This is a genomic window from Streptococcus sp. 27098_8_75, assembly GCF_041432475.1.
GTDB classification, from domain to species: domain Bacteria; phylum Bacillota; class Bacilli; order Lactobacillales; family Streptococcaceae; genus Streptococcus; species Streptococcus gordonii.
Genome location: NZ_JAPVZR010000008.1, coordinates 13984 through 35258, shown reverse-complemented (window position 1 = coordinate 35258; position 21275 = coordinate 13984). Strand labels below are relative to the sequence as shown.

Below are 21275 nucleotides of genomic sequence, written 5' to 3'. Positions count from 1 at the left end.
TTCTTTGACTATCAAATTCTTCAGATAGATTTCCTCACCGTTGTTTCTAGCTACCAAACCGACTATTGCCAATTGAATTAAGTCGTTTGCAAAGTTGCGAACATGAGTTGCCGCACTTCTGCTAATTTCTTTTTTGGAAAATTTTTGTCTTAACTGTTTATAATTACGCCCCTCCTTTTTAAAAAAGTCAGTTTCTTGTAGATATTTTTGTACATTTTCTAAGTTAGCCAGAATGCCGAGATGGAAAGCGGTAGAAATAAAGGTTCTATCAAAAGGCTGGGCACAAACACTTCTAAACTCGACAGTCCCTCTTGTTGTTAAATCTTGATACTGATAACTTCTGTGATTTTCAAAATCTTCTTGCTTCGGTGTTAATTCTACTGTTTCACCTGACAGATTGTATGCTTTAATTTTTTCATGACTTAAATAGTCAATTGCAGGAATTGGAAAGAAATAGTAGTCTTGATCACCTCTTTTAGCTGTGAAAATTGCAGATTTGCTAAGATAAGAAAAAAATTCATCTTCGTTTTGGAAATCTTTTAGATTGACACCTGCATTTTCTTGCAAGATTCCATGCATAGATTGTTCCCAAAAAATATCTCGCGCAATTTTTGTATTCCATGAAGAATCTGGAAATTCAGAATTGGCAAAAAGATATGCTTTGGCTGCTTCAATTTGATTAAAAACATTAATAACACTTATAAAGTTTTCTTTAGAAACATCTAGTTGAATTTGATTTCCACAGATAAATGCTCCATATTCAGGATAAGAATGCAGATCTTTTAATTTTAAAGTCTTGCTCATTGATAAATACTGCATTAACATTTCATAGCGAGGCGATTGAACTGGATTATTGTCATTTTTATCCCAAAAAGGATGAATTCCTTTCCCTTGCAATTCATGGTCATCTTCGCCCAAAATAGATTGGATAACACTTAGATATTCTGTGAATCGCTCTTCCACTTCTTGAATCTTTGTAGCTTTCTCAAACGCGAATTCTAAAATATTGTATGAAACTTCAAATAGAATTCTATCTTCATTTTCTTTAGACTTTATCTGGATTGGGTTCCCAGCTCTATCAAACTTCTCTGTTTCAAAGGAATGTTGATCAATAAGGCGCTTTAGCAAGTTCTTAGCCACATTTATATCAGTTGCTTCTCCCTGACAATTTACAATAGGAAATTCCAACTCAATGCCTACATAGATAGTTGGTTTTTCTTTAATATTTTTTAAATATCGATCTTTTAATAGCTGTATTGCATTAGTCATTTTGAATTCCTATGATTTATCCTTGATATTTATTTTATTAAAAGTATAGCTCCGATAGAACTTACTTTATTTTATTTCTCAGCTCCTATCGTTTTTAACATTCTTTAAAAGGAAACTTAAGGAGATCTTCAAAATAATCATTCTTTGTATTAGAGTATTATAACAAAAATTCTATTTTTTTCCTATATTCAAGCAAAAACGCCTGCTTACGAAATTGTTTTTTTATCAAAAAACAATTTCGTAAACAAGCGTCTACCTATCATCTCACAATATGATGAGTGTTCCCGCTAGGAAAAATTCCTAGCGGTAGACCAGAGCTAGACTAAGAATAGAACATCTATTCCATCATCATAACACTCAACAAAGATTGATGATCTTATACTAATTCGATGATTGCCATCGGAGCAGCATCTCCACGACGTGGTTCAGTTTTAAGGATACGAGTATATCCACCATTGCGTTCTGCATAACGAGGTGCTAATTCAGAGAACAATTTTTGAAGTGCAGTAGTTGAAGTATATTTTTCAGTTGCTTCATCATAGTTTTCTGATGCAATTTCGTTACGAACAAAAGCAGCTGCTTGACGACGAGCATGCAAGTCACCACGTTTACCCAAGGTAATCATTTTTTCAACTGTTTTACGGATTTCTTTTGCACGAGCTTCTGTTGTTACGATTGATTCGTTGATAATCAAGTCAGTAGTCAAATCACGAAGCATTGCTTTACGTTGTGAGCTAGTGCGTCCTAATTTACGGTAAGCCATCTATTCCTCCTTTATTTATCGTTTTTTAACCCTAGACCTAAATCTGTCAGTTTAACTTTAACTTCTTCAAGACTCTTACGACCAAGGTTCCGAACTTTCATCATTTCAGGCTCAGTTTTTTCTGTCAAATCGTAAACTGTGTTAATACCAGCACGTTTCAAACAGTTATATGAGCGAACAGACAAATCTAGTTCTTCAATTGTGCGTTCCAAAACATGATCATCTGAGCTCTTATCTACTTCTTTCATCACGTCAGTTGCTTTAGCCACCTCAGTAAGATCAGTAAAGAGATCCAAATGTTCAGTCAAGATGCGCGCTGAAAGACCAAGTGCGTCTTCTGGAATGATTGTTCCATTTGTCATAATTTCAAGGGTTAGTTTGTCAAAACCATCATTGCTACCAACACGAGCTGGCTCAACTTGGTAATTAACTTTTGTCACTGGCGTATAGATAGAATCTACAGCAAGTGTTCCCACAGGTGCATCATCACGTTTATTTTGATCAGCTGGAACATAACCACGACCACTGTTAACTGTCATGACAGCTTTAAAGCGTGCTCCTTCACCGATTGTAAAGAGATAATGATCTGGGTTTACAATTTCGATATCGCTATCTGTCAAAATGTCTCCAGCAGTAATTTCTGCAGGACCTTCAACATCAAGTTCAATCATCTTTTCGTCTTGGACGTAAGATTTCACAGCAATCCCTTTGATGTTAAGAATAATTTGCATAACATCTTCACGGACACCTGGGATAGTATCAAATTCGTGTAATACTCCTTCAATGTTGATAGAAGTAACTGCTGCTCCTGGTAATGAAGCCAACAAGACACGACGAAGTGAGTTCCCAAGAGTTGTACCATAACCACGTTCAAGTGGTTCTACCACAAACTTGCCATAATCTTTATTTTCATCAATTTTTGTTATATTTGGTTTTTCAAACTCAATCATTTAGTTAACTCCCTCTTAAACGAAAAGCAGTGTAATTGTTGGTGATTATACACGGCGACGTTTTGGAGGACGAGCACCATTGTGTGGTACAGGAGTCACATCACGAATAGCTGTTACTTCAAGACCAGCGGCAGCAAGAGCACGAATAGCTGACTCACGACCAGAACCTGGACCTTTTACAGTAACTTCAACTGATTTAAGACCGTGTTCTTGTGCAGATTTAGCAGCTGCTTCAGATGCCATTTGGGCAGCAAATGGTGTAGATTTACGAGAACCTTTGAAACCAAGAGCACCAGCAGATGACCAAGCAATCGCATTACCATGCACATCAGTAATCATAACAATAGTGTTATTAAATGTAGCGTGAATATGTGCAATACCAGATTCGATATTTTTCTTCACACGACGTTTACGCGTTGGTTTAGCCAAGACTTTTTACCTCCTTATATTATTTTTTCTTACCAGCAATCGCAACAGCTTTACCTTTACGAGTGCGAGCGTTATTTTTAGTGTTTTGTCCACGAACAGGAAGTCCACGACGATGACGGATTCCACGATATGAACCGATTTCCATCAAACGTTTGATGTTTAGGTTTACTTCACGACGAAGATCTCCTTCAACCTTGATAGCGTCCACTTCACGACGGATAGCGTCTTCTTGATCAGGTGTCAAGTCTTTTACACGAACGTCTTCAGAAACTCCAGCAGCAGCTAAAATTTTCTTAGATGTTGGAAGACCGATACCATATACGTAAGTAAGTGATACGACTACACGTTTGTCATTTGGAATATCAACTCCAGCAATACGAGCCATGTTTTCTCCTTTCTAATTAACCTTGACGTTGTTTGTGTTTTGGATTTGCAGGGCAAATAACCATAACACGACCATTACGACGAATAACTTTACAGTATTCGCAAATTGGTTTGACCGATGGTCTTACTTTCATTTCTTAATCCTCCAAGTTTTTCCATTATTTAAAGCGGTAGGTGATCCGTCCACGAGTCAAATCATACGGACTCATTTCGACAGTAACACGGTCTCCCGCTAAAATACGAATATAGTTTTTACGAATTTTACCAGAAACTGTTGCTAAAATCTGATGTCCATTTTCAAGTTCAACCGTAAACATTGCGTTTGGCATAGTATCAATTACCTTGCCTTCGACTTCGATCACATCATCTTTTGCCACGCAAAAGCACCTCCCTAAATTTTGATTCATCACCTCTGGACACAGAGGTAACAATTATAAGTCAGACTAATTCATTGTATCACTACTTGTCAAATATTGCAAGCGTGAAAAACGCTTTTATTTCAATTTTTCCAAGACTTTTTCGATATCTGAAAATACATCATTAATATCTTGATTACCTTGGATATCATGAACTAAATTTTGCTCTCTGTAATGCGATAAAATAGGTTCACCTTGAGCAATATTTACATCCAAACGGCGCTTAACTGTTTCAGGTTTATCGTCTTCCCTTTGGTAATAATCTTCTTCATTGTAGTTTGCTGGTGGATTGAAGACCTTATGGAAAGTTTCGCCTGTTTGACGGTGAATGATTCTTCCACTTAAACGCTCTAAGAGGCAACTTGGATCCACTTCAATATTGATGACACCATCAAGATCAATGCCAAGATCTCTTAAAATAGCATCTAAAGCGTGGGCTTGATCAATAGTACGAGGATAGCCGTCCAAAAGAAAGCCTGTTTCTTTAATATCTTCTTGAGACAAACGTTCTTTTACAATTCCATTGGTAACTTCATCCGGAACCAGTTCACCTTTGTCAATATATGATTTAGCGAGCACGCCCATCTCAGTTTGATTAGCCATTGCAGCGCGGAACATATCACCTGTAGAAATATGTGCTACCTTAAATTTTTCAACGATTTTAGCTGCTTGAGTTCCCTTACCTGCACCAGGTAAGCCCATAATCAAAAGATTCATGTTGATTCTCCTTTTTTGTTTTTCCATAAATCTATTAAACCGGTTAATAAACTTATCCAAAAACAAAATAGAAGGCTGACTAAGTCAACCTATTTCTATTTTGTTGTTGTATTCATAAAGCCGGTATATTTTCTCTTCAGTAAATATCCTTCCAATTGTTTCATTCCTTCGATACCAGTGGCAATGATGATCAAAAGACTGGTACCTCCCAAAGCGACTGTATCTGATAAACCAAATAAGTCTTTTGCAATGATTGGGATGATTGAAATAAAACCTAGGAATAATGAACCAACAGTAGCCAATCGGCGAAGTAGTTTCGACATAAATTGCTCAGTCCCTTTTCCTGGACGTACTCCTGGAATATAGGCACCGCTCTTTTGTAGATTTTCAGCTGCTTTTTCTGGATTAATCTGTACAAAGGTATAGAAGAATGTAAACAGAATAATCAGCAAAGCATACATAGCAATACCTGTTGGTGTTGTTGTCGCAAGCAAAGACTGAGCTGTACGAACCCATCCCCAATCATTACCAGATGCGCTTAAAAACTGTAGAACAGCTGCCGGCGCGGCAGTGATTGAACTTGCAAAGATTACCGGAATAACTCCTGCTGGATTGACCTTCAAAGGAAGATATGAACTGGAAGGAGCACCTTGGGCAATCTTTGTATATTGGATTGGGATTTTGTATTCTGCTTGTTGTACATAAGTTGTAAAGTAGACAATAAGTAAAACCGCTACAATCAAACAAGCTACAAAGATGATTGAAGATTGCAATCTGTCACTTGGTACATTGACAAAGTAATCTTCATAAATACCTTTAACCATCTCCGGAATTGATGCAACAATCCCAGCAAAGATAATCATAGATACACCATTTCCATAGCCCTTATCAGTAATTTGTTCACCGAGCCAAACAACAATCATTGATCCAGTTGTTAAGATAGCTCCAATGAATAGATAGGTTTGCCAGTTAGGTGCCGCAACTAGTTTAGTGCTGGACAAGGCATTAAAACCAGCAGTAATACCGATAGATTGTACAAAAGCAAGTGCTAAGGAAATATAGCGTGTTGCTTGATTTAACTTTCTACGACCTACTTCACCCTGTTTACCCCATTCAACAAACTTCGGTAACAAATCCATTTGAAGGAGTTGCACCACGATGGAAGCTGTGATATATGGGCTCACCCCTAGCGCAAATACTGAAAAGTTTTTCATGGCATTACCTGACACCAAGCTTAGCATGTTCAGGAATGACAAGCCACTTAAGGCTTCTAAACTTTTTGCATTTACACCAGGAACAGTGATTGTAGTACCAATACGAAAGACTAAGATAATGAAAATAGTAAATAAAATCTTAGAGCGTACTTGCTTAATCTTAAATGCGTCTTTTAATAGTTTGAAAAACATAGGTCACCTCTCTTAGATGACTTCCACTGAACCACCTTTAGCAGTGATAGCTTCTTCAGCAGATTTAGAGAATTTAGCTGCTTTAACAGTCAATTTCTTTGTCAATTCTCCGTTACCAAGAATTTTAACGCCAGATTTTTCAGCTTTTACAATACCTGATTCAACAAGCACAACTGGTGTTACTTCTGCACCGTCTTCAAAAGCATTCAACTGATCAAGGTTTACGATAGCATACTCTTTGCGGTTTACATTCAAGAAACCACGTTTTGGAAGACGACGGAACAATGGAGTTTGTCCACCTTCAAAACCAAGACGAACACCGCCACCGCTACGAGCTTTTTGACCTTTTTGACCACGGCCAGCTGTCTTACCGTTACCAGATGAAGTACCACGACCAACACGGTTACGGACTTTACGAGAACCTGCAGCAGGTTGTAATTCATGAAGTTTCATTATTTAATTTCTCCTCTTTTGTAAAATGCTAGCGCTCATATAGGAGAAAAGGTGTCTCCTATACAAACTCGCCTATACATATATTTAGTTTTAGGGGCTGAGAAAAACCCATCCCCTAATGTATTTTAAATTCAAAGTTGTTAAACTAGCAAAGCTTATTTAACTTCTTCAACAGTTACCAAGTGAGATACTGCAGTAATCATACCACGTACCGCTGGATTATCCTCTTTAATAACTGAGCTGTTCAATTTGCCAAGTCCAAGTGCTACAACAGTTTTGCGTTGTGACGGAATGCGTCCGATTGGAGACTTAGTCAAAGTAATTTTAATTTGAGCCATGTGATCCCCTTTCTTATGCCAAGTCAGAAACTGAAATACCACGAAGGGCAGCAACTTCTTCAGCGCGTTTTAATTGTTTCAAACCTTCAACAGTTGCACGAACAATGTTGATTGGAGTGTTAGAACCAAGTGATTTAGATGTTACATCTGCCACACCAGCCAATTCGATAACGGCACGAACAGCACCGCCAGCAGCAACTCCAGAACCTTCTACAGCAGGTTTCAACAATACTTTAGCTCCACCAAATTCTGAAAGAACTTCGTGAGGAATTGTTGTGCCAACCATTGGTACTTCAATCAAGTTTTTCTTCGCATCTTCAACTGCCTTGCGAATCGCTTCTGGTACTTCTTGAGCTTTACCAGTACCGAAGCCTACACGACCATTGCGGTCACCGACAACTACAAGAGCTGCAAAACGAAGACGACGTCCACCTTTAACAACTTTAGTAACACGGTTAATCGCAACTACGCGTTCTTCAAGTTCAACTGCATTGTCTTTAAATGCCATTTTCTAGTGTCCTCCCTATTAGAATTTCAATCCGTTTTCACGAGCTGCATCAGCCAAAGCTTTTACACGTCCGTGATAGAGATATCCACCGCGGTCAAACACCACTTCAGAAATACCTTTAGCAACTGCACGTTCAGCAACGAGTTTACCAACAACAACGGCTTGTTCAGTCTTAGTTCCTTTTGAAACTTCTTTGTCAAGAGTTGAAGCGCTTGCGAGCGTTACACCCGCTACGTCATCAATCACTTGAGCGTAGATGCCTGTATTAGAACGGAATACGTTCAAACGTGGGCGATCAGCAGTTCCAGAGAGTTTTCCGCGAACACGACGGTGGCGTTTTTGGCGGACTTTGTTTTTATCTGGTTTCGTAATCACAATTTTCACCTCTTAATATTAATCTTGTGCTTAAGCACAAAGTTGGAAACAAGGGATAGGGTTGAAAATCAACCGAATCACATTATTTACCAGTTTTACCTTCTTTACGGCGAACAAATTCACCAACGTAGCGGATACCTTTACCTTTATATGGTTCTGGAGCACGCAAGCTACGAACGTAAGCAGCTGTTTGACCAACAGCTTCTTTTGAAATTCCGCTGATAACGATAGTCATTGGATTTGGAAGTTCAAAAGTAATTCCTTCTGGAGCTTCAACTTCGTCTGGATGAGATTTACCAACAGCCAAGACAAGTTTCTTCCCTTGAAGTTGTGCACGGTAACCTACCCCACGCATTTCAAGTTCTTTCTTGAATCCTTCTGAAACACCAACAACCATGTTGTTCAAAAGGGCACGAGTAGTTCCGTGGATCGTTTTCATTTCTTTTGAATCGTTTGGACGATGAAGTGTTACTTCAGTACCTTCCACACGGATTTCAATATCTTTTGAGAACTCACGAGTAAGTTCTCCTTTAGGTCCTTTTACAGTTACAACGTTGCCATTGTTAGTGATTTCAACACCAGCAGGCAACACGATAACTTTATTACCAATACGTGACATGTTTATTTTCTCCTGTTAAATTGTCAGGCCATAACGGCCAGTTTTCACGGGGGTTAAATCGATTTCTCGATTTAAAGGAACATTTAGGTTTCAATTTCAAAGTGAATCTAGGCATCGTCTCGCAGGCATAACTTTGGGTTAGGCGAGAGACGATAACGAAGAGTCACAAAGAAATTGGGAGCTAAATATTACCAAACGTAAGCGATAACCTCACCACCAACATTCTTTTGGCGTGCTTCTTTATCAGTAAGCAAACCTTCAGAAGTTGAAAGGATAGCAATTCCAAGTCCGTTTAATACTTTTGGAAGATCTTCACGTTTTTTGTAGACACGAAGTCCTGGTTTAGAAACACGTTTCAAACCAGTGATAACTTTTTCACCATTTTGTCCGTATTTAAGAAAGACACGGATGATTCCTTGTTTGTCATCTTCGATAAATTCAACGTTTTTTACAAAACCTTCGCGTTTAAGGATTTCAGCAATCCCTTTTTTAATATTTGATGCAGGTACTTCAAGCACTTCATGATTTGCTTGGTTAGCATTACGAATGCGTGTCAAAAAGTCTGCAATTGGGTCAGTCATAACCATTTTTTATTTCTCCTCTTACTAGTAGTTTGCAAGTTGCACTTGCTAGTTAATACATGATACAAAGAGCGTAACAGCAAGAGCAAAAATAGGCAATTTGATGTAGGAGTGTTGCTCCAAAGCAAATTGGTCTTTTTTGCCAAAGCTGTAGCTCGTGTTCAAATTGGCAAGCCCAACTGAACCCGGGCTAAACTCTGTGTGAAAAAGATAAACTTTCCTAGAAACTTCAGTTTCTTTGTCAAGTTTCCTATTTTCACTTGGAGTTTTGACGCCCTTGATATCTTAAATTACCAAGATGCTTTGGTAACGCCAGGAATTTGTCCTTTGTATGCTAATTCACGGAAGCAAACACGGCAAAGTTTAAACTTGCGGTATACAGAATGTGGACGGCCACATTTTTCACAACGAGTATAAGCTTGCGTAGAGAACTTAGCTGGGCGTTTGTTCTTAGCAATCATTGATTTTTTAGCCATTTGTTTTACCTCCTATATTATTTTGCAAAAGGCATTCCAAGGCCTGTAAGCAATTCGCGTGACTCTTCGTCAGTGTTAGCAGTTGTTACGATAACGATGTCAAGACCACGAGTCTTATCAACGTCATCAAAATTGATTTCTGGGAAGATCAGTTGTTCTTTCACACCAAGTGTGTAGTTTCCGCGTCCATCAAAAGATTTTGTTGGAACGCCGTGGAAATCACGGACACGTGGAAGAGAAACTGAAACCAATTTATCCAAGAATTCATACATACGTTCGCCACGAAGGGTTACTTTAGCACCGATCGCTACACCTTCACGAAGACGGAAGCCGGCGATTGATTTTTTAGCTTTAGTGATAAGTGGTTTTTGACCTGAGATAAGAGCCAATTCTTCAGCAGCTTTTTCAAGATTTTTAGCGTTTGATACAGCGTCACCGACACCCATGTTCAAAACGATTTTATCCACTTTTGGCACAGCCATAATAGATGAGTAGTTGAACTTTTCAGTCAAAGCAGGAACTACTTCTTTAAGATATTTTTCTTTTAAACGATTTGCCATTATACTTCTCCTTTCCTTCGTGATTAGTCAAGCACTTCGCCTGATTTTTTGTTATAACGAACTTTTTTGCCGTCTACAAATTTGTAGCCAACACGTCCTGCAACTCCATTTTTATCCAAAACTTGAACGTTTGAGACATGGATTGGTGCTTCTTTTTCCACGATAGCACCTTGAGGATGTTCATTATTAGGTTTTTGGTGTTTTTTAACGATGTTTACACCTTCAACAACAACTTTGTTAACTTTTGGAAGAGCTGTTACGACAAGAGCTTCAACACCCTTATCTTTTCCAGCGATAACACGAACTTTGTCGCCTTTTTTTACAAACATTGGGTTCTCCTTTGATTTCTTACGCCCTGAATGGGCACCCTGGATAAATCCAGGGGACTAGTTTGTTTTTAGATTAAAGTACTTCTGGGGCAAGTGATACGATCTTCATGAAGCCACCGTCACGCAATTCACGTGCAACAGGACCGAAGATACGAGTTCCGCGAGGAGTTTTGTCTTCACGGATAATTACCGCAGCATTTTCGTCAAATTTGATGTATGAACCATCTTTACGACGAGCGCCTGATTTAGTACGAACGATAACAGCTTTTACAACGTCACCTTTTTTAACCGCACCACCAGGAGTAGCTTGTTTTACAGATGCAACGATTACATCACCGATGTTAGCGAACTTACGTCCTGAACCACCAAGAACTTTGATTGTCAGGATTTCGCGAGCACCACTGTTATCGGCAACTTTCAAACGAGTTTCTGTTTGAATCATTTAAGTTTTCTCCTTTCTGGTTTGATTAGATGATTACCGCTTCTTCAACAACTTCTACAAGACGGAAGCGTTTTGTAGCTGAAAGCGGACGAGTTTCCATGATACGAACGATATCGCCTTCTTTGGCAACATTGTTTTCATCATGTGCTTTGTACTTCTTAGAGTAGTTAATACGTTTACCATAGACTGGGTGGTTACGTTTAGTTTCAACTACAACTGTGATTGTTTTGTCCATTTTGTCAGAAACAACGCGTCCGACAAGAACTTTACGATTATTGCGTTCCATTGAAATTCTCCTTCCCTAGTCTATTATTTAACTTCTGATTGAATAGTTTTGATACGAGCGATTTGTTTTTTCACTTCTTTCAAGCGAGCAGTTTGCTCTAATTGACCAGCAGCTGCTTGGAAACGAAGTTCAAACAATTCTTTCTTCAATTCATTTTCACGCTTCGCGAGTTCTTCTTGAGAAAGACCACGAAGTTCTTTAACAAATTCTTTTACTTCATTAAGTTTCATGCCTTCTCCTTATTCTGCTTCACGTTTCACGAACTTACATTTAACTGGTAACTTGTGGCTTGCAAGACGAAGCGCTTCACGAGCGATTTCTTCAGAAACGCCAGCAACTTCAAACATCACTTTGCCACGTTTAACTGGTGCTACCCAACCTTCAGGAGCCCCTTTACCAGATCCCATACGTACACCGATAGCTTTTGCAGTGTATGATTTGTGTGGGAAGATCTTAATCCAAACTTTACCACCACGTTTCATGTAACGAGTCATAGCGATACGGGCAGCTTCGATTTGGCGGTTTGTGATCCAGTGGCTAGTAGTTGCTTGAAGACCGTATTCTCCAAATGCTACTTCTTTTCCACCTTTAGCTTCACCGCGCATTTTTCCACGGAATTCGCGACGGTGTTTAACACGTTTAGGTACTAACATTGGTTATTTACCTCCTTTAGTGTTTTTACGAGCTGGAAGAATTTCACCACGGTAGATCCATACTTTAACACCAAGTTTACCGTAAGTTGTATCTGCTTCTTCCCAAGCGTAATCGATATCCGCACGAAGTGTGTGAAGAGGAACAGTTCCTTCTGAGTATCCTTCGCTACGAGCGATATCTGCACCATTCAAACGACCTGATACTTGAGTTTTGATTCCTTTAGCACCTGCACGCATAGTACGTTGGATAGCTTGTTTTTGAGCACGACGGAAAGCGACACGTTGCTCTAATTGACGAGCAATTCCTTCACCAACAAGATGAGCATCCAAATCTGGAGATTTGATTTCAATGATGTTGATGTGAACTTGTTTACCTGTCAATTTGTTGAGTTTTGCACGGAGTGCATCAACGTTTGCTCCACCTTTACCGATAACCATACCTGGCTTAGCAGTGTGAAGAGAAACGTTAACTTTGTTTACTGCGCGTTCAATTTCAATAGTTGAAACTGCTGCGTCAGCCAATTCTTTTTGAACGAATTTACGGATTGCAAGATCTTCATGAAGGTAATCCGCGTATTCTTTTTCAGCATACCATTTGGCATCCCAATCACGGATGATGCCGACACGCATACCAATTGGATGTACTTTTTGACCCACGATGTTACCCTCCTTATTTTTCTGCAACTACCACTGTAATGTGGCTTGTGCGTTTGTTGATTGGTGAAGCTGAACCTTTAGCGCGCGGACGGAAACGTTTCATAGTTGGTCCTTCGTTTGCAAAAGCTTCAGATACTACCAAGTTAGCTTTTTCCAAACCAAAGTTGTTTTCAGCATTAGCGATTGCAGAGTTTAATACCTTTTCGATAATACCAGCAGCTTTGTTTGGAGTGAATTTCAAGATTGCGATTGCGTCAGCGACGTTTTTACCACGAATGTTGTCAAGAATAAGACGAGATTTACGAGGTGAAACACGCACTGTACGAGCCATTGCTTTAGCTGAAGTAATTTCTGCCATTTATGTTCTCCTTATTTTCTACGTGTTTTCTTGTCGTCTGCAGCGTGACCTTTGTAAGTACGTGTTGGTGCAAACTCACCAAGTTTGTGACCTACCATGTCTTCTTGGATGTAAACAGGTACGTGTTTACGTCCGTCATAAACTGCGATTGTGTAACCAATGAAACTTGGGAAGATCGTTGAACGACGTGACCAAGTTTTGATAACTTTTTTCTTTTCGTCGTTAGCTTGAGCTTCAACTTTTTTCATCAAATGCTCATCGACGAAAGGTCCTTTTTTAAGACTGCGTCCCATTATATTTTTTCTCCTTTAAAATAAGTACCACAGCGGCCTGCGCTGACTAAGCAGCGCTACCGAGCTGGCGGATAGATTGTTTTAAATTATTTCTCGTTGCGACGACGAACGATAAGTTTGTCAGATTTCGCTTTTTTGTTACGAGTTTTAAGTCCAAGAGCAGGTTTGCCCCATGGAGTAGATGGCGCTTTACGACCAACTGGTGCTTTACCTTCACCACCACCGTGTGGGTGATCGTTAGGGTTCATTACAGAACCGCGAACTGTTGGGCGGATACCTTTCCAACGGTTACGTCCTGCTTTCCCAAGGTTTACAAGTCCATGTTGTTCATTTCCGACAACACCAACTGTAGCGCGGCAAGTACCAAGAATCATACGAACTTCACCAGATTGAAGACGAACAAGCGTGTACTTACCTTCTTGACCCAATACTTGAGCAGAAGCTCCAGCAGCACGAACTAATTCACCACCACGACCTGGTTTTAACTCGATATTGTGAATCAAAGTACCAACTGGGATGTTAGCAAGTGGAAGAGCATTTCCGACTTTGATATCTGCTTCAGGACCTGAAACGATGCGTTGACCAACTTCAAGACCTTTAGGAGCAATGATATAAGCTTTCACACCGTCAGTGTAGTGAACCAAAGCAATGTTAGCTGAACGATTTGGATCATACTCGATTGTTTTTACAACTGCTTCAACAGCGTCTTTGTTACGTTTGAAGTCGATCAAACGGTAGTGACGCTTGTGACCGCCACCTTGGTGACGGACAGTGATGCGACCGTTGTTGTTACGACCAGCCTTGCTCTTCAACGAAACAAGCAAAGATTTTTCTGGAGTGCTGGTAGTGATTTCAGCGAAATCCAAAGAAGTCATATTACGGCGACCGTTTGTTGTTGGTTTATAAACACGAATTCCCACGATATATCCTCCTTAGATTATTCTGCTTCAGCACCAAACAACTCGATTGCTTTTGAATCAGCTGTTAAAGTGATGATAGCTTTTTTAGTTTTGCTAGTAAAACCAGTGTAACGTCCAACACGTTTTGCTTTTGGTTTTACATTGATAGTGTTAACGTTAGCAACTTTAACTCCTTCAAAAGCAGCTTCAACAGCTTGCTTAATCAAAAGTTTGTGAGCGCGAGTGTCAACTTCAAATACATATTTCCCTGCTTCAAGTTGAGCCATTGAGCTTTCAGTGATGACAGGTTTTTTGATAACGTCATACAAATTCATTATGCAAGAACCTCCTCGATTTTAGAGATAGCTGCTTGAGTAACAAGAAGTTTGTCACTGTTTACGATATCAAGAACACTTGCAGTTGTTGCAGTTGCAACCTTAACATTTGGAAGGTTACGTGCTGAAAGTGCAGCGAATTCGTTTCCTTCTTCAAGAATAACAAGTACTTTTGTGTCGATGCTTAGTGCAGCAAGCACTTTTGCAAACTCAGCAGTTTTTGGAGCTGTAAATGAAAGGCTGTCTACAGCTACGAATTTGTTTTCAGCAACTTTTTCAGAGTAAACTGATTTAAGCGCTAATCTACGAACTTTACGTGGAAGTTTGTAAGCATATGAACGAGGAGTTGGGCCGAACACGACACCACCACCACGCCATTGTGGAGAGCGGATAGAACCTTGACGAGCACGTCCAGTTCCTTTTTGACGCCATGGTTTGCGTCCGCCGCCTGATACTGCAGAACGGTTTTTAACAGCGTGAGTTCCTTGACGAAGGCTAGCGCGTTGGCTGATGATAACATCAAAGACAACTGATTCGTTTGGTTCAATACCAAAGATCGCATCGTTCAGAACTACTTCACCAGCTTCTTTACCAGTTTGGTCAAATAATTTTACGTTTGCCATTATGACTGATTTCCCCTTTCTTTATTATTTACCAGCTTTAACTGCTGACTTGATAGTGATAAGAGATTTCTTAGCACCAGGTACGTTTCCTTTGATAAGGATAACGTTTTTCTCTGGAACAACTTGTGCAATTTCAAGGTTTTGAATTGTCACACGGTTGCCACCCATACGTCCAGCCAAGTGTTTGTTTTTGAAAACACGGTTAGGCGCAACTGGTCCCATTGAACCAGGACGACGGTGGTAACGAGAACCGTGAGCCATAGGACCACGAGATTGACCGTGGCGTTTGATAACACCTTGGAAACCTTTACCTTTTGAAGTTCCTGTTACATCAACAACATCGCCGGCTGCGAAAGTGTCAACTGTGATTTCAGCACCAACTTCTAAGCCTTCAATGCTTTTGAATTCACGAATGAAGCGCTTAGGAGCCGTGTTAGCTTTTGCTACATGTCCTTTAGCAGGTTTGTTGCTCAATACGTCACGAAGATCGTCGAAACCAACTTGAACTGCGTTGTAACCATCTGTTTCAACTGTTTTAACTTGAAGAACAACGTTTGGAGTTGCTTCAATAACAGTTACAGGGATTAATTCGCCAGCTTCAGTGAAGATTTGAGTCATTCCCACTTTTTTCCCTAAGATTCCTTTTGTCATGAGAAAATGTTTCCTTTTCTATTATTTTTTCAAAAAGTTTTTAACGAGCGTTTTTCATGCTCAAACACAAGATACAAAAGGCGTTAAGAACTCGCAGCAAAGATAGGAGATTGATGCAGCGAGCGACGCTCGCAAGGCAATCTATCTTTTTTGCAAAGAGTTTAGCCTGTGTTCGATTGTGCTATTTAGATTAAAGTTTAATCTCTACGTTCACACCACTTGGAAGATCCAATTTCATCAGAGCGTCAACTGTTTTTTGAGTTGGGTTGATGATGTCGATCAAGCGTTTATGAGTACGCATTTCGAATTGTTCGCGAGAGTCTTTATATTTGTGAGTCGCACGAATGATTGTGTAGAGGCTACGTTCAGTTGGAAGTGGAATTGGACCCGCAACTTCAGCACCTGTACGAGTAGCAGTTTCTACGATTTTTGCAGCCGCTGTGTCAAGTGTACGATGTTCGTATGCCTTCAAACGGATGCGGATTTTTTTGTTTGCCATCTTTTTCTCCTTTTCGTCTATTTAAGATAATAGGCTAGCTCCACAAGAAAACCGACAGGCGGTTGCGTGGCAATGCAACCGAGCGTGTCGCAACCTCTTGCATCAAAGCTACACGCTGTATTTTTACAGCACCATAGTATCTTAACACAAAGATGCATGCATTGCAAGGGATTTAAGAGATTTTTTTAACTATTTTTAATGAAAATGTTTTCTACCTATTTTTGTTGTCTAATATATAGAAGAAAGATTGACATTTTTAGCTTTTTTCTCTTTTGGGGCACAAAAGAAAACCACCTTTTGAGGTGGTTTTCGGGAGATTATTATGAAAAAGAAAAGTTTTAGGATTTCTAAACAAAGTTAGGAGATCTTTGTTTATAATTACAGTATACGAGCTTTAACTTAAAATATCCTTAAGCTTCTTTTAAAAGTAATAAATTTTCTAGTTCACAGACGTCTTTTACAATAAACGTCGCTCCCGCTTTTTCTAATTCTTCTTTTGTACCAAAGCCGTAAAGAACCCCGATAGACTCAATCTTTTGTATTTGAGCCCCTATAATATCATGCTCACGATCACCTACCATAATTGTTTCGGAGAGATTTTTAATTTTCGTTTTTTCTAAAGCGTAACCAATAACATCTGCCTTTTTGCTTCTACTACCATCCATAGTAGCTCCTGCTACAAAGTCAAAATAGTCATATAGATCAAAATGTTTAAGAATTTGAATTGAAAATTTTTCAGGCTTAGAGGTTGCCACTATCAATTTCTTATCAGCTTGTTTGAGAGAAGACAATATTTTCCGAATCCCTTTATAAACCTCATTTTCATAGAGGCCTTTTTCAGAAAAATATTCTCGATAATATTCTACAGCTTGTAGACTTTCTTTTTCTGAAAAACCATAAAAGTGTTCAAAAGAATACTTCAGTGGTGGACCGATGAAAACTCTTAATTCTTTTTTATCTTTCACTTGGATGCCAAATTTCTCTAAAGCATAAGCCACAGAATTAGTAATTCCTAGTTCAGAATTGGTCAAGGTCCCATCTAAATCAAATAAGATATTTTGATACATGTTTTTCCCTTTTCTTTTTTAAAAAGGCGGGAAATTTTTTCCCAGCCTCTTTCATCAATTATAAACTTGACCAAACACTTTCTAAAATATTAGTTTGGTCGCGGTCAGGTCCAACTGAGAAGGTAGAAATACGAACGCCAACCAGCTCACTTACTCGCCGAACATAGTTGCGAGCATTTTCTGGAAGATCTTCTAACTTACGAACGCCAGTAATATCTTCAGACCATCCAGGAAGCTCTTCGTAAATCGGCTTACAACATTTAAGCTGTTCCAAACTAGCCGGATAATGGTCGATTCTTTGGCCATCCAAATCATAGGCTACACAGATCTTGACTGTATCCAGACCGCTCAAAACATCGATAGAATTAAGCGAAAGATTGGTAATCCCAGATACACGGCGGCTATGGCGCATAACAACCGAGTCAAACCAACCTACCCGACGCGGGCGACCAGTGGTAGTGCCATATTCGTGGCCGATATCACGAATGCGGTCACCAACTTCATCGAAAAGCTCTGTTGGGAATGGTCCATCTCCGACCCGACTGGTGTAGGCCTTGCAGACACCAACTACCTTGTCAATCTTACTCGGACCAACACCGGAACCGATGGTGACTCCCCCTGCAACTGGGTTAGATGAAGTTACAAATGGATAAGTACCTTGGTCAATATCCAGCATAACCCCTTGGGCCCCTTCAAAGAGCACTCGCTTCCCTTGATCCAGTGCATCGTTGAGGATGACAGAGGTATCTGTCACATACTGCTTGATTTGCTGACCATATTCATAGTATTCTTCAAAGATGTCATCAATCTTAATTGCTGTACTATCGTACAATTTCTCAAAGAGGCGGTTTTTCTCAGCTAAATTACGCTCCAAGCGTTCTCTGAAAATGTCTCTGTCTAGAAGATCTGCAATCCGGATACCAACACGCGCAGCCTTGTCCATATAAGCAGGTCCAATTCCTTTAATAGTCGTTCCAATTTTATTGTCGCCTTTTGCTTCTTCCTGCAGGCGATCCAGCTCAATATGATAAGGCAAGATAACATGAGCTCGGTCTGAGATACGAAGATTATCCGTTGTCACACCTTCTTCATGTAAATAATTCAGTTCTTTGACTAGAGATTTAGGATTAACCACCATCCCATTTCCAATGACTGAGATTTTTTCTGGGAAGAAAATTCCTGATGGAATCAAGTGCAGTTTGTACTTCTTACCGTCAATCACGATGGTATGACCAGCATTGTCACCACCTTGATAACGGGCAATCACTTCGGCATTAGCAGAAAGGAAGTCTGTGATCTTTCCTTTCCCTTCATCTCCCCACTGGGTTCCTACAACAACTACTGATGTCATAATTTTGTCTGAGCTGAGACAGCTCGTCCTTTCTTACATACAAGGCAGGAATCTCACCTGCTGGTATATCTTACACTTTATTATAAGAAATTTATTGCTATTTTTCAAGAAGAGATAGGGATTTCATTTGGATTTTAACTTTTGGAAATGAATTAGTTTTTTACAAAATCTGTTTTTTCTGAAATTTATCAGTTTATATTAAATAAAAGTTCGGAATTTTTGTAAAAGCGTAGTGAAAATTTGTTTTCTTTTTCCGTTTGTAATAGACTAAAATTACTATCATAGGACGGTGAAACGATGACGATTAATCAATTACTGCAGAAACTGGATACAGCAAGTCCAATTCTCCAAGCGACTTTTGGTCTGGAGAGAGAAAATCTGCGGGTGACAGCTGACGGACGCTTAGCTCAAACTGCCCATCCGAGTCAGCTTGGTTCCCGCAATTTCCACCCTACCATCCAAACAGACTTCAGCGAGCAACAACTGGAACTAATTACGCCTATCGCTCACTCGACTAAGGAGGCACGACGCTTACTGGGAGCCATCAGCGATGTGGCTGGTCGCTCGATTGACCAGAGTGAACGCCTCTGGCCCCTGTCCATGCCACCGCAACTGACCGAAGAAGAGATTGTCATCGCTCGACTGGAAAACGACTACGAGCGCCACTACCGAGAGGGCTTAGCGGAAAAATATGGTAAAAAACTACAGGCCATCTCTGGCATCCACTACAACATCGAACTAGGGAAAGATCTGGTCACTGCTCTCTTTCAAGTCAGCTCCCACCATTCGCTCAAGGACTTTAAAAATGACCTCTATCTCAAGCTGGCTCGAAACTTTCTGCGTTTCCGCTGGATCTTAACCTATCTCTATGGTGCTGCTCCTTTGGCAGAAGCTGGCTTCTACAGTCAGGACATTTCCCAGCCTATCCGCTCTTTTCGTAACAGCGACTACGGCTATGTCAATGACGAGAACATTCAGGTATCCTACGCTTCTTTGGAGCAATATGTAACCGATATTGAAAACTACGTTCAGTCAGGCGAGCTCAGCGCTGAAAAAGAATTTTACTCAGCCGTTCGCTTCCGTGGACAGAAGCACAATCGTGCCTATCTGGAGCAAGGTATCACTTATCTAGAATTCCGCTGCTTCGATCTCAATCCTTTTGACCATTTAGGTATTAGCCAAGAAACCTTAGATACCGTCCATCTCTTTTTACTGAGCCTGCTCTGGCTAGATGATGTAGAAATTGTTGATGCGGCATTAAAAGCTGCCCACGACTTGAACCAAAAGATTGCTTGTAGCCATCCGCTGACTGCCCTGCCAGATGAGGCAGACAGCTCAGCCCTTCTCCAAGCCATGGAAGAGCTTATCCAGCATTTTGAACTGCCAACTTACTACCAAACCTTACTTCAACATCTTAAGGAGGCGCTACAAAATCCTCAGCTAACCCTATCTGGCCAGCTCCTGCCTCATATCCAGCATGATTCCTTAATGGCCTTTGGGCTAGAAAAAGCAGAGGAATATCACCGCTACGCTTGGACTGCTCCTTATGCCCTCAAAGGCTACGAAAATATGGAACTATCCACCCAGATGCTGCTCTTTGATGCTATCCAAAAGGGGCTTAATGTCGAAATTTTAGATGAAAATGACCAATTTCTCAAGCTTTGGCATGGTCGCCATGTGGAATATGTCAAGAACAGCAATATGACCTCCAAGGATAACTATGTCATCCCTCTGGCCATGGCCAATAAAACCGTCACCAAAAAGATTTTGGCTGCAGCTGACTTTCCCGTTCCAGCTGGAGCAGAATTTTCTTCTCTTGAAGAGGGACTGGCCTATTACCCTTTGATTAAGAACCGACAAATTGTCGTCAAACCTAAGTCAACCAACTTCGGACTGGGCATCTCCATCTTCCAAGAACCAGCTAGCCTGGAATCTTATCGCAAGGCTTTGGAGATTGCTTTTTCAGAAGACACCGCCGTCTTGGTGGAGGAATTCATCGCTGGAACGGAGTACCGCTTCTTTGTCTTAGATGGTCAGTGTGAGGCAGTCCTCTTGCGAGTGGCAGCCAATGTCGTCGGAGACGGACAGCATACCGTGAGAGAATTGGTTGCCATCAAAAACGACAATCCCCTGCGCGGTCGTGACCATCGCTCACCGCTTGAGATTATTGAACTAGGGGACATTGAACTGCTCATGCTGGACCAGCAAGGCTACGGACCAGATGATATCCTGCCTGCTGGAGTCAAAGTTGACTTGCGGCGCAATTCCAACATTTCTACTGGAGGAGACTCGATTGACGTCACAGACAGCATGCACCCATCTTATAAGGAACTCGCTGCGGACATGGCAAGGGCTATGGGAGCTTGGGCCTGTGGCGTTGACCTAATCATCCCTGACAGCTCTGCTATTTCTACCAAGGAAAATCCCAACTGTACCTGCATCGAGCTCAACTTCAACCCCTCTATGTATATGCACACCTATTGTGCTGAGGGGCCGGGACAAAGTATCACTCCTAAAATACTAGCCAAGCTTTTCCCAGAAATGGACTGATAAAACAAAAATCGCAGGGAATTCCTTGCGATTTTTAT

The 21275-nt window shown here is 40.4% G+C and carries 33 protein-coding genes; 1 reads left to right on the top strand and 32 read right to left on the bottom strand.

Annotated features, from left to right (window positions below; translation table 11 throughout):
* The 32 genes from O3640_RS10755 to O3640_RS10600 all read right to left on the bottom strand — a co-directional run.
* Positions 1 to 1269, bottom strand: a 1269-nt coding sequence (locus tag O3640_RS10755; RefSeq protein WP_371586865.1) for a glutamate-cysteine ligase family protein, incomplete at its 3' end; no start/stop codon positions are given.
* Positions 1270 to 1645: 376 nt separating this feature from the next.
* Entirely contained in the window at positions 1646 to 2032 is a 387-nt protein-coding gene (gene rplQ, locus O3640_RS10750; RefSeq protein ID WP_008809892.1) for a 50S ribosomal protein L17, read from the bottom strand.
* An 11-nt stretch (positions 2033 to 2043) separates the two neighbouring features.
* Entirely contained in the window at positions 2044 to 2982 is a 939-nt protein-coding gene (locus O3640_RS10745; protein WP_008809893.1) for a DNA-directed RNA polymerase subunit alpha, read from the bottom strand.
* 45 nt (positions 2983 to 3027) lie between these two features.
* Entirely contained in the window at positions 3028 to 3411 is a 384-nt protein-coding gene (gene rpsK, locus O3640_RS10740; RefSeq protein WP_001118385.1) for a 30S ribosomal protein S11, read from the bottom strand.
* Between the two features lie 19 nt (positions 3412 to 3430).
* Entirely contained in the window at positions 3431 to 3796 is a 366-nt protein-coding gene (rpsM, locus tag O3640_RS10735; RefSeq protein WP_008809894.1) for a 30S ribosomal protein S13, read from the bottom strand.
* A gap of 16 nt (positions 3797 to 3812) precedes the next feature.
* Entirely contained in the window at positions 3813 to 3929 is a 117-nt protein-coding gene (gene rpmJ, locus O3640_RS10730; RefSeq protein WP_001808836.1) for a 50S ribosomal protein L36, read from the bottom strand.
* A 24-nt stretch (positions 3930 to 3953) separates the two neighbouring features.
* The gene (gene infA, locus O3640_RS10725) at positions 3954 to 4172 is read right to left on the bottom strand and encodes a translation initiation factor IF-1 (protein WP_008809895.1); all 219 of its coding nucleotides are present in this window, start codon (positions 4170 to 4172) and stop codon (positions 3954 to 3956) included.
* A 117-nt stretch (positions 4173 to 4289) separates the two neighbouring features.
* Positions 4290 to 4928, bottom strand: coding sequence for an adenylate kinase (locus O3640_RS10720; RefSeq protein ID WP_045504542.1), 639 nt, complete (start codon positions 4926 to 4928; stop codon positions 4290 to 4292).
* A 95-nt stretch (positions 4929 to 5023) separates the two neighbouring features.
* Positions 5024 to 6334 carry a preprotein translocase subunit SecY gene (secY, locus tag O3640_RS10715; protein WP_045504544.1) on the bottom strand — a complete coding sequence of 437 codons (1311 nt, stop codon included), beginning with the start codon at positions 6332 to 6334 and terminating at the stop codon, positions 5024 to 5026.
* Between the two features lie 12 nt (positions 6335 to 6346).
* Positions 6347 to 6787, bottom strand: coding sequence for a 50S ribosomal protein L15 (gene rplO, locus O3640_RS10710; RefSeq protein ID WP_008809898.1), 441 nt, complete (start codon positions 6785 to 6787; stop codon positions 6347 to 6349).
* 155 nt (positions 6788 to 6942) lie between these two features.
* On the bottom strand, positions 6943 to 7125 hold the full coding sequence (rpmD, locus tag O3640_RS10705; RefSeq protein ID WP_002894509.1) for a 50S ribosomal protein L30: 183 nt from the start codon (positions 7123 to 7125) through the stop codon (positions 6943 to 6945).
* A gap of 13 nt (positions 7126 to 7138) precedes the next feature.
* Positions 7139 to 7633 (bottom strand): 30S ribosomal protein S5, encoded by a 495-nt coding sequence (gene rpsE, locus O3640_RS10700; RefSeq protein ID WP_006269137.1) that lies wholly within the window; start codon positions 7631 to 7633, stop codon positions 7139 to 7141.
* Between the two features lie 18 nt (positions 7634 to 7651).
* Complete coding sequence (rplR, locus tag O3640_RS10695; RefSeq protein ID WP_005592009.1) at positions 7652 to 8008, bottom strand: 50S ribosomal protein L18; 357 nt, start codon at positions 8006 to 8008, stop codon at positions 7652 to 7654.
* An 82-nt stretch (positions 8009 to 8090) separates the two neighbouring features.
* A complete protein-coding gene (gene rplF, locus O3640_RS10690; RefSeq protein WP_371586864.1) occupies positions 8091 to 8627 on the bottom strand; it encodes a 50S ribosomal protein L6 in 537 nt (178 codons plus the stop codon).
* A 188-nt stretch (positions 8628 to 8815) separates the two neighbouring features.
* Positions 8816 to 9214, bottom strand: a complete 399-nt coding sequence (gene rpsH, locus O3640_RS10685; protein ID WP_008809901.1) for a 30S ribosomal protein S8 — start codon at positions 9212 to 9214, stop codon at positions 8816 to 8818.
* Positions 9215 to 9498: 284 nt separating this feature from the next.
* Positions 9499 to 9684 carry a type Z 30S ribosomal protein S14 gene (locus O3640_RS10680; RefSeq protein ID WP_001085697.1) on the bottom strand — a complete coding sequence of 62 codons (186 nt, stop codon included), beginning with the start codon at positions 9682 to 9684 and terminating at the stop codon, positions 9499 to 9501.
* Between the two features lie 17 nt (positions 9685 to 9701).
* Positions 9702 to 10244 carry a 50S ribosomal protein L5 gene (rplE, locus tag O3640_RS10675; protein ID WP_045773005.1) on the bottom strand — a complete coding sequence of 181 codons (543 nt, stop codon included), beginning with the start codon at positions 10242 to 10244 and terminating at the stop codon, positions 9702 to 9704.
* 23 nt (positions 10245 to 10267) lie between these two features.
* On the bottom strand, positions 10268 to 10573 hold the full coding sequence (gene rplX / locus O3640_RS10670; protein WP_008809903.1) for a 50S ribosomal protein L24: 306 nt from the start codon (positions 10571 to 10573) through the stop codon (positions 10268 to 10270).
* Between the two features lie 73 nt (positions 10574 to 10646).
* Positions 10647 to 11015 carry a 50S ribosomal protein L14 gene (gene rplN / locus O3640_RS10665; protein WP_002894494.1) on the bottom strand — a complete coding sequence of 123 codons (369 nt, stop codon included), beginning with the start codon at positions 11013 to 11015 and terminating at the stop codon, positions 10647 to 10649.
* 25 nt (positions 11016 to 11040) lie between these two features.
* Complete coding sequence (gene rpsQ / locus O3640_RS10660; protein WP_000440801.1) at positions 11041 to 11301, bottom strand: 30S ribosomal protein S17; 261 nt, start codon at positions 11299 to 11301, stop codon at positions 11041 to 11043.
* A gap of 23 nt (positions 11302 to 11324) precedes the next feature.
* Positions 11325 to 11531: a 50S ribosomal protein L29 gene (gene rpmC, locus O3640_RS10655; protein WP_008809904.1), complete on the bottom strand. Its 207-nt coding sequence runs from the start codon at positions 11529 to 11531 to the stop codon at positions 11325 to 11327.
* A gap of 9 nt (positions 11532 to 11540) precedes the next feature.
* Positions 11541 to 11954: a 50S ribosomal protein L16 gene (gene rplP / locus O3640_RS10650; RefSeq protein WP_000960948.1), complete on the bottom strand. Its 414-nt coding sequence runs from the start codon at positions 11952 to 11954 to the stop codon at positions 11541 to 11543.
* Positions 11955 to 11957: 3 nt separating this feature from the next.
* Complete coding sequence (gene rpsC, locus O3640_RS10645; RefSeq protein ID WP_008809905.1) at positions 11958 to 12611, bottom strand: 30S ribosomal protein S3; 654 nt, start codon at positions 12609 to 12611, stop codon at positions 11958 to 11960.
* A 13-nt stretch (positions 12612 to 12624) separates the two neighbouring features.
* Complete coding sequence (rplV, locus tag O3640_RS10640; RefSeq protein ID WP_008809906.1) at positions 12625 to 12969, bottom strand: 50S ribosomal protein L22; 345 nt, start codon at positions 12967 to 12969, stop codon at positions 12625 to 12627.
* A gap of 11 nt (positions 12970 to 12980) precedes the next feature.
* Complete coding sequence (rpsS, locus tag O3640_RS10635) at positions 12981 to 13262, bottom strand: 30S ribosomal protein S19 (RefSeq protein ID WP_000533766.1); 282 nt, start codon at positions 13260 to 13262, stop codon at positions 12981 to 12983.
* An 86-nt stretch (positions 13263 to 13348) separates the two neighbouring features.
* Complete coding sequence (gene rplB, locus O3640_RS10630; RefSeq protein ID WP_008809907.1) at positions 13349 to 14182, bottom strand: 50S ribosomal protein L2; 834 nt, start codon at positions 14180 to 14182, stop codon at positions 13349 to 13351.
* 17 nt (positions 14183 to 14199) lie between these two features.
* Positions 14200 to 14496 carry a 50S ribosomal protein L23 gene (locus O3640_RS10625; RefSeq protein ID WP_061582811.1) on the bottom strand — a complete coding sequence of 99 codons (297 nt, stop codon included), beginning with the start codon at positions 14494 to 14496 and terminating at the stop codon, positions 14200 to 14202.
* Complete coding sequence (gene rplD, locus O3640_RS10620) at positions 14496 to 15119, bottom strand: 50S ribosomal protein L4 (RefSeq protein ID WP_008809909.1); 624 nt, start codon at positions 15117 to 15119, stop codon at positions 14496 to 14498. The genes O3640_RS10625 and rplD overlap by 1 nt, the downstream gene beginning before the upstream one ends.
* A gap of 24 nt (positions 15120 to 15143) precedes the next feature.
* Positions 15144 to 15770 (bottom strand): 50S ribosomal protein L3, encoded by a 627-nt coding sequence (rplC, locus tag O3640_RS10615; protein WP_371586863.1) that lies wholly within the window; start codon positions 15768 to 15770, stop codon positions 15144 to 15146.
* Positions 15771 to 15960: 190 nt separating this feature from the next.
* On the bottom strand, positions 15961 to 16269 hold the full coding sequence (gene rpsJ / locus O3640_RS10610) for a 30S ribosomal protein S10 (RefSeq protein WP_002894478.1): 309 nt from the start codon (positions 16267 to 16269) through the stop codon (positions 15961 to 15963).
* Between the two features lie 410 nt (positions 16270 to 16679).
* Positions 16680 to 17336 carry an HAD family hydrolase gene (locus O3640_RS10605; protein ID WP_045773007.1) on the bottom strand — a complete coding sequence of 219 codons (657 nt, stop codon included), beginning with the start codon at positions 17334 to 17336 and terminating at the stop codon, positions 16680 to 16682.
* 58 nt (positions 17337 to 17394) lie between these two features.
* Complete coding sequence (locus O3640_RS10600; RefSeq protein WP_227955470.1) at positions 17395 to 18687, bottom strand: adenylosuccinate synthase; 1293 nt, start codon at positions 18685 to 18687, stop codon at positions 17395 to 17397.
* A 297-nt stretch (positions 18688 to 18984) separates the two neighbouring features.
* On the opposite strand from O3640_RS10600, the gene gshAB reads away from it, so the two are divergent.
* Positions 18985 to 21237, top strand: a complete 2253-nt coding sequence (gene gshAB, locus O3640_RS10595; protein ID WP_227221684.1) for a bifunctional glutamate--cysteine ligase GshA/glutathione synthetase GshB — start codon at positions 18985 to 18987, stop codon at positions 21235 to 21237.
* Positions 21238 to 21275: the final 38 nt, after the last annotated feature.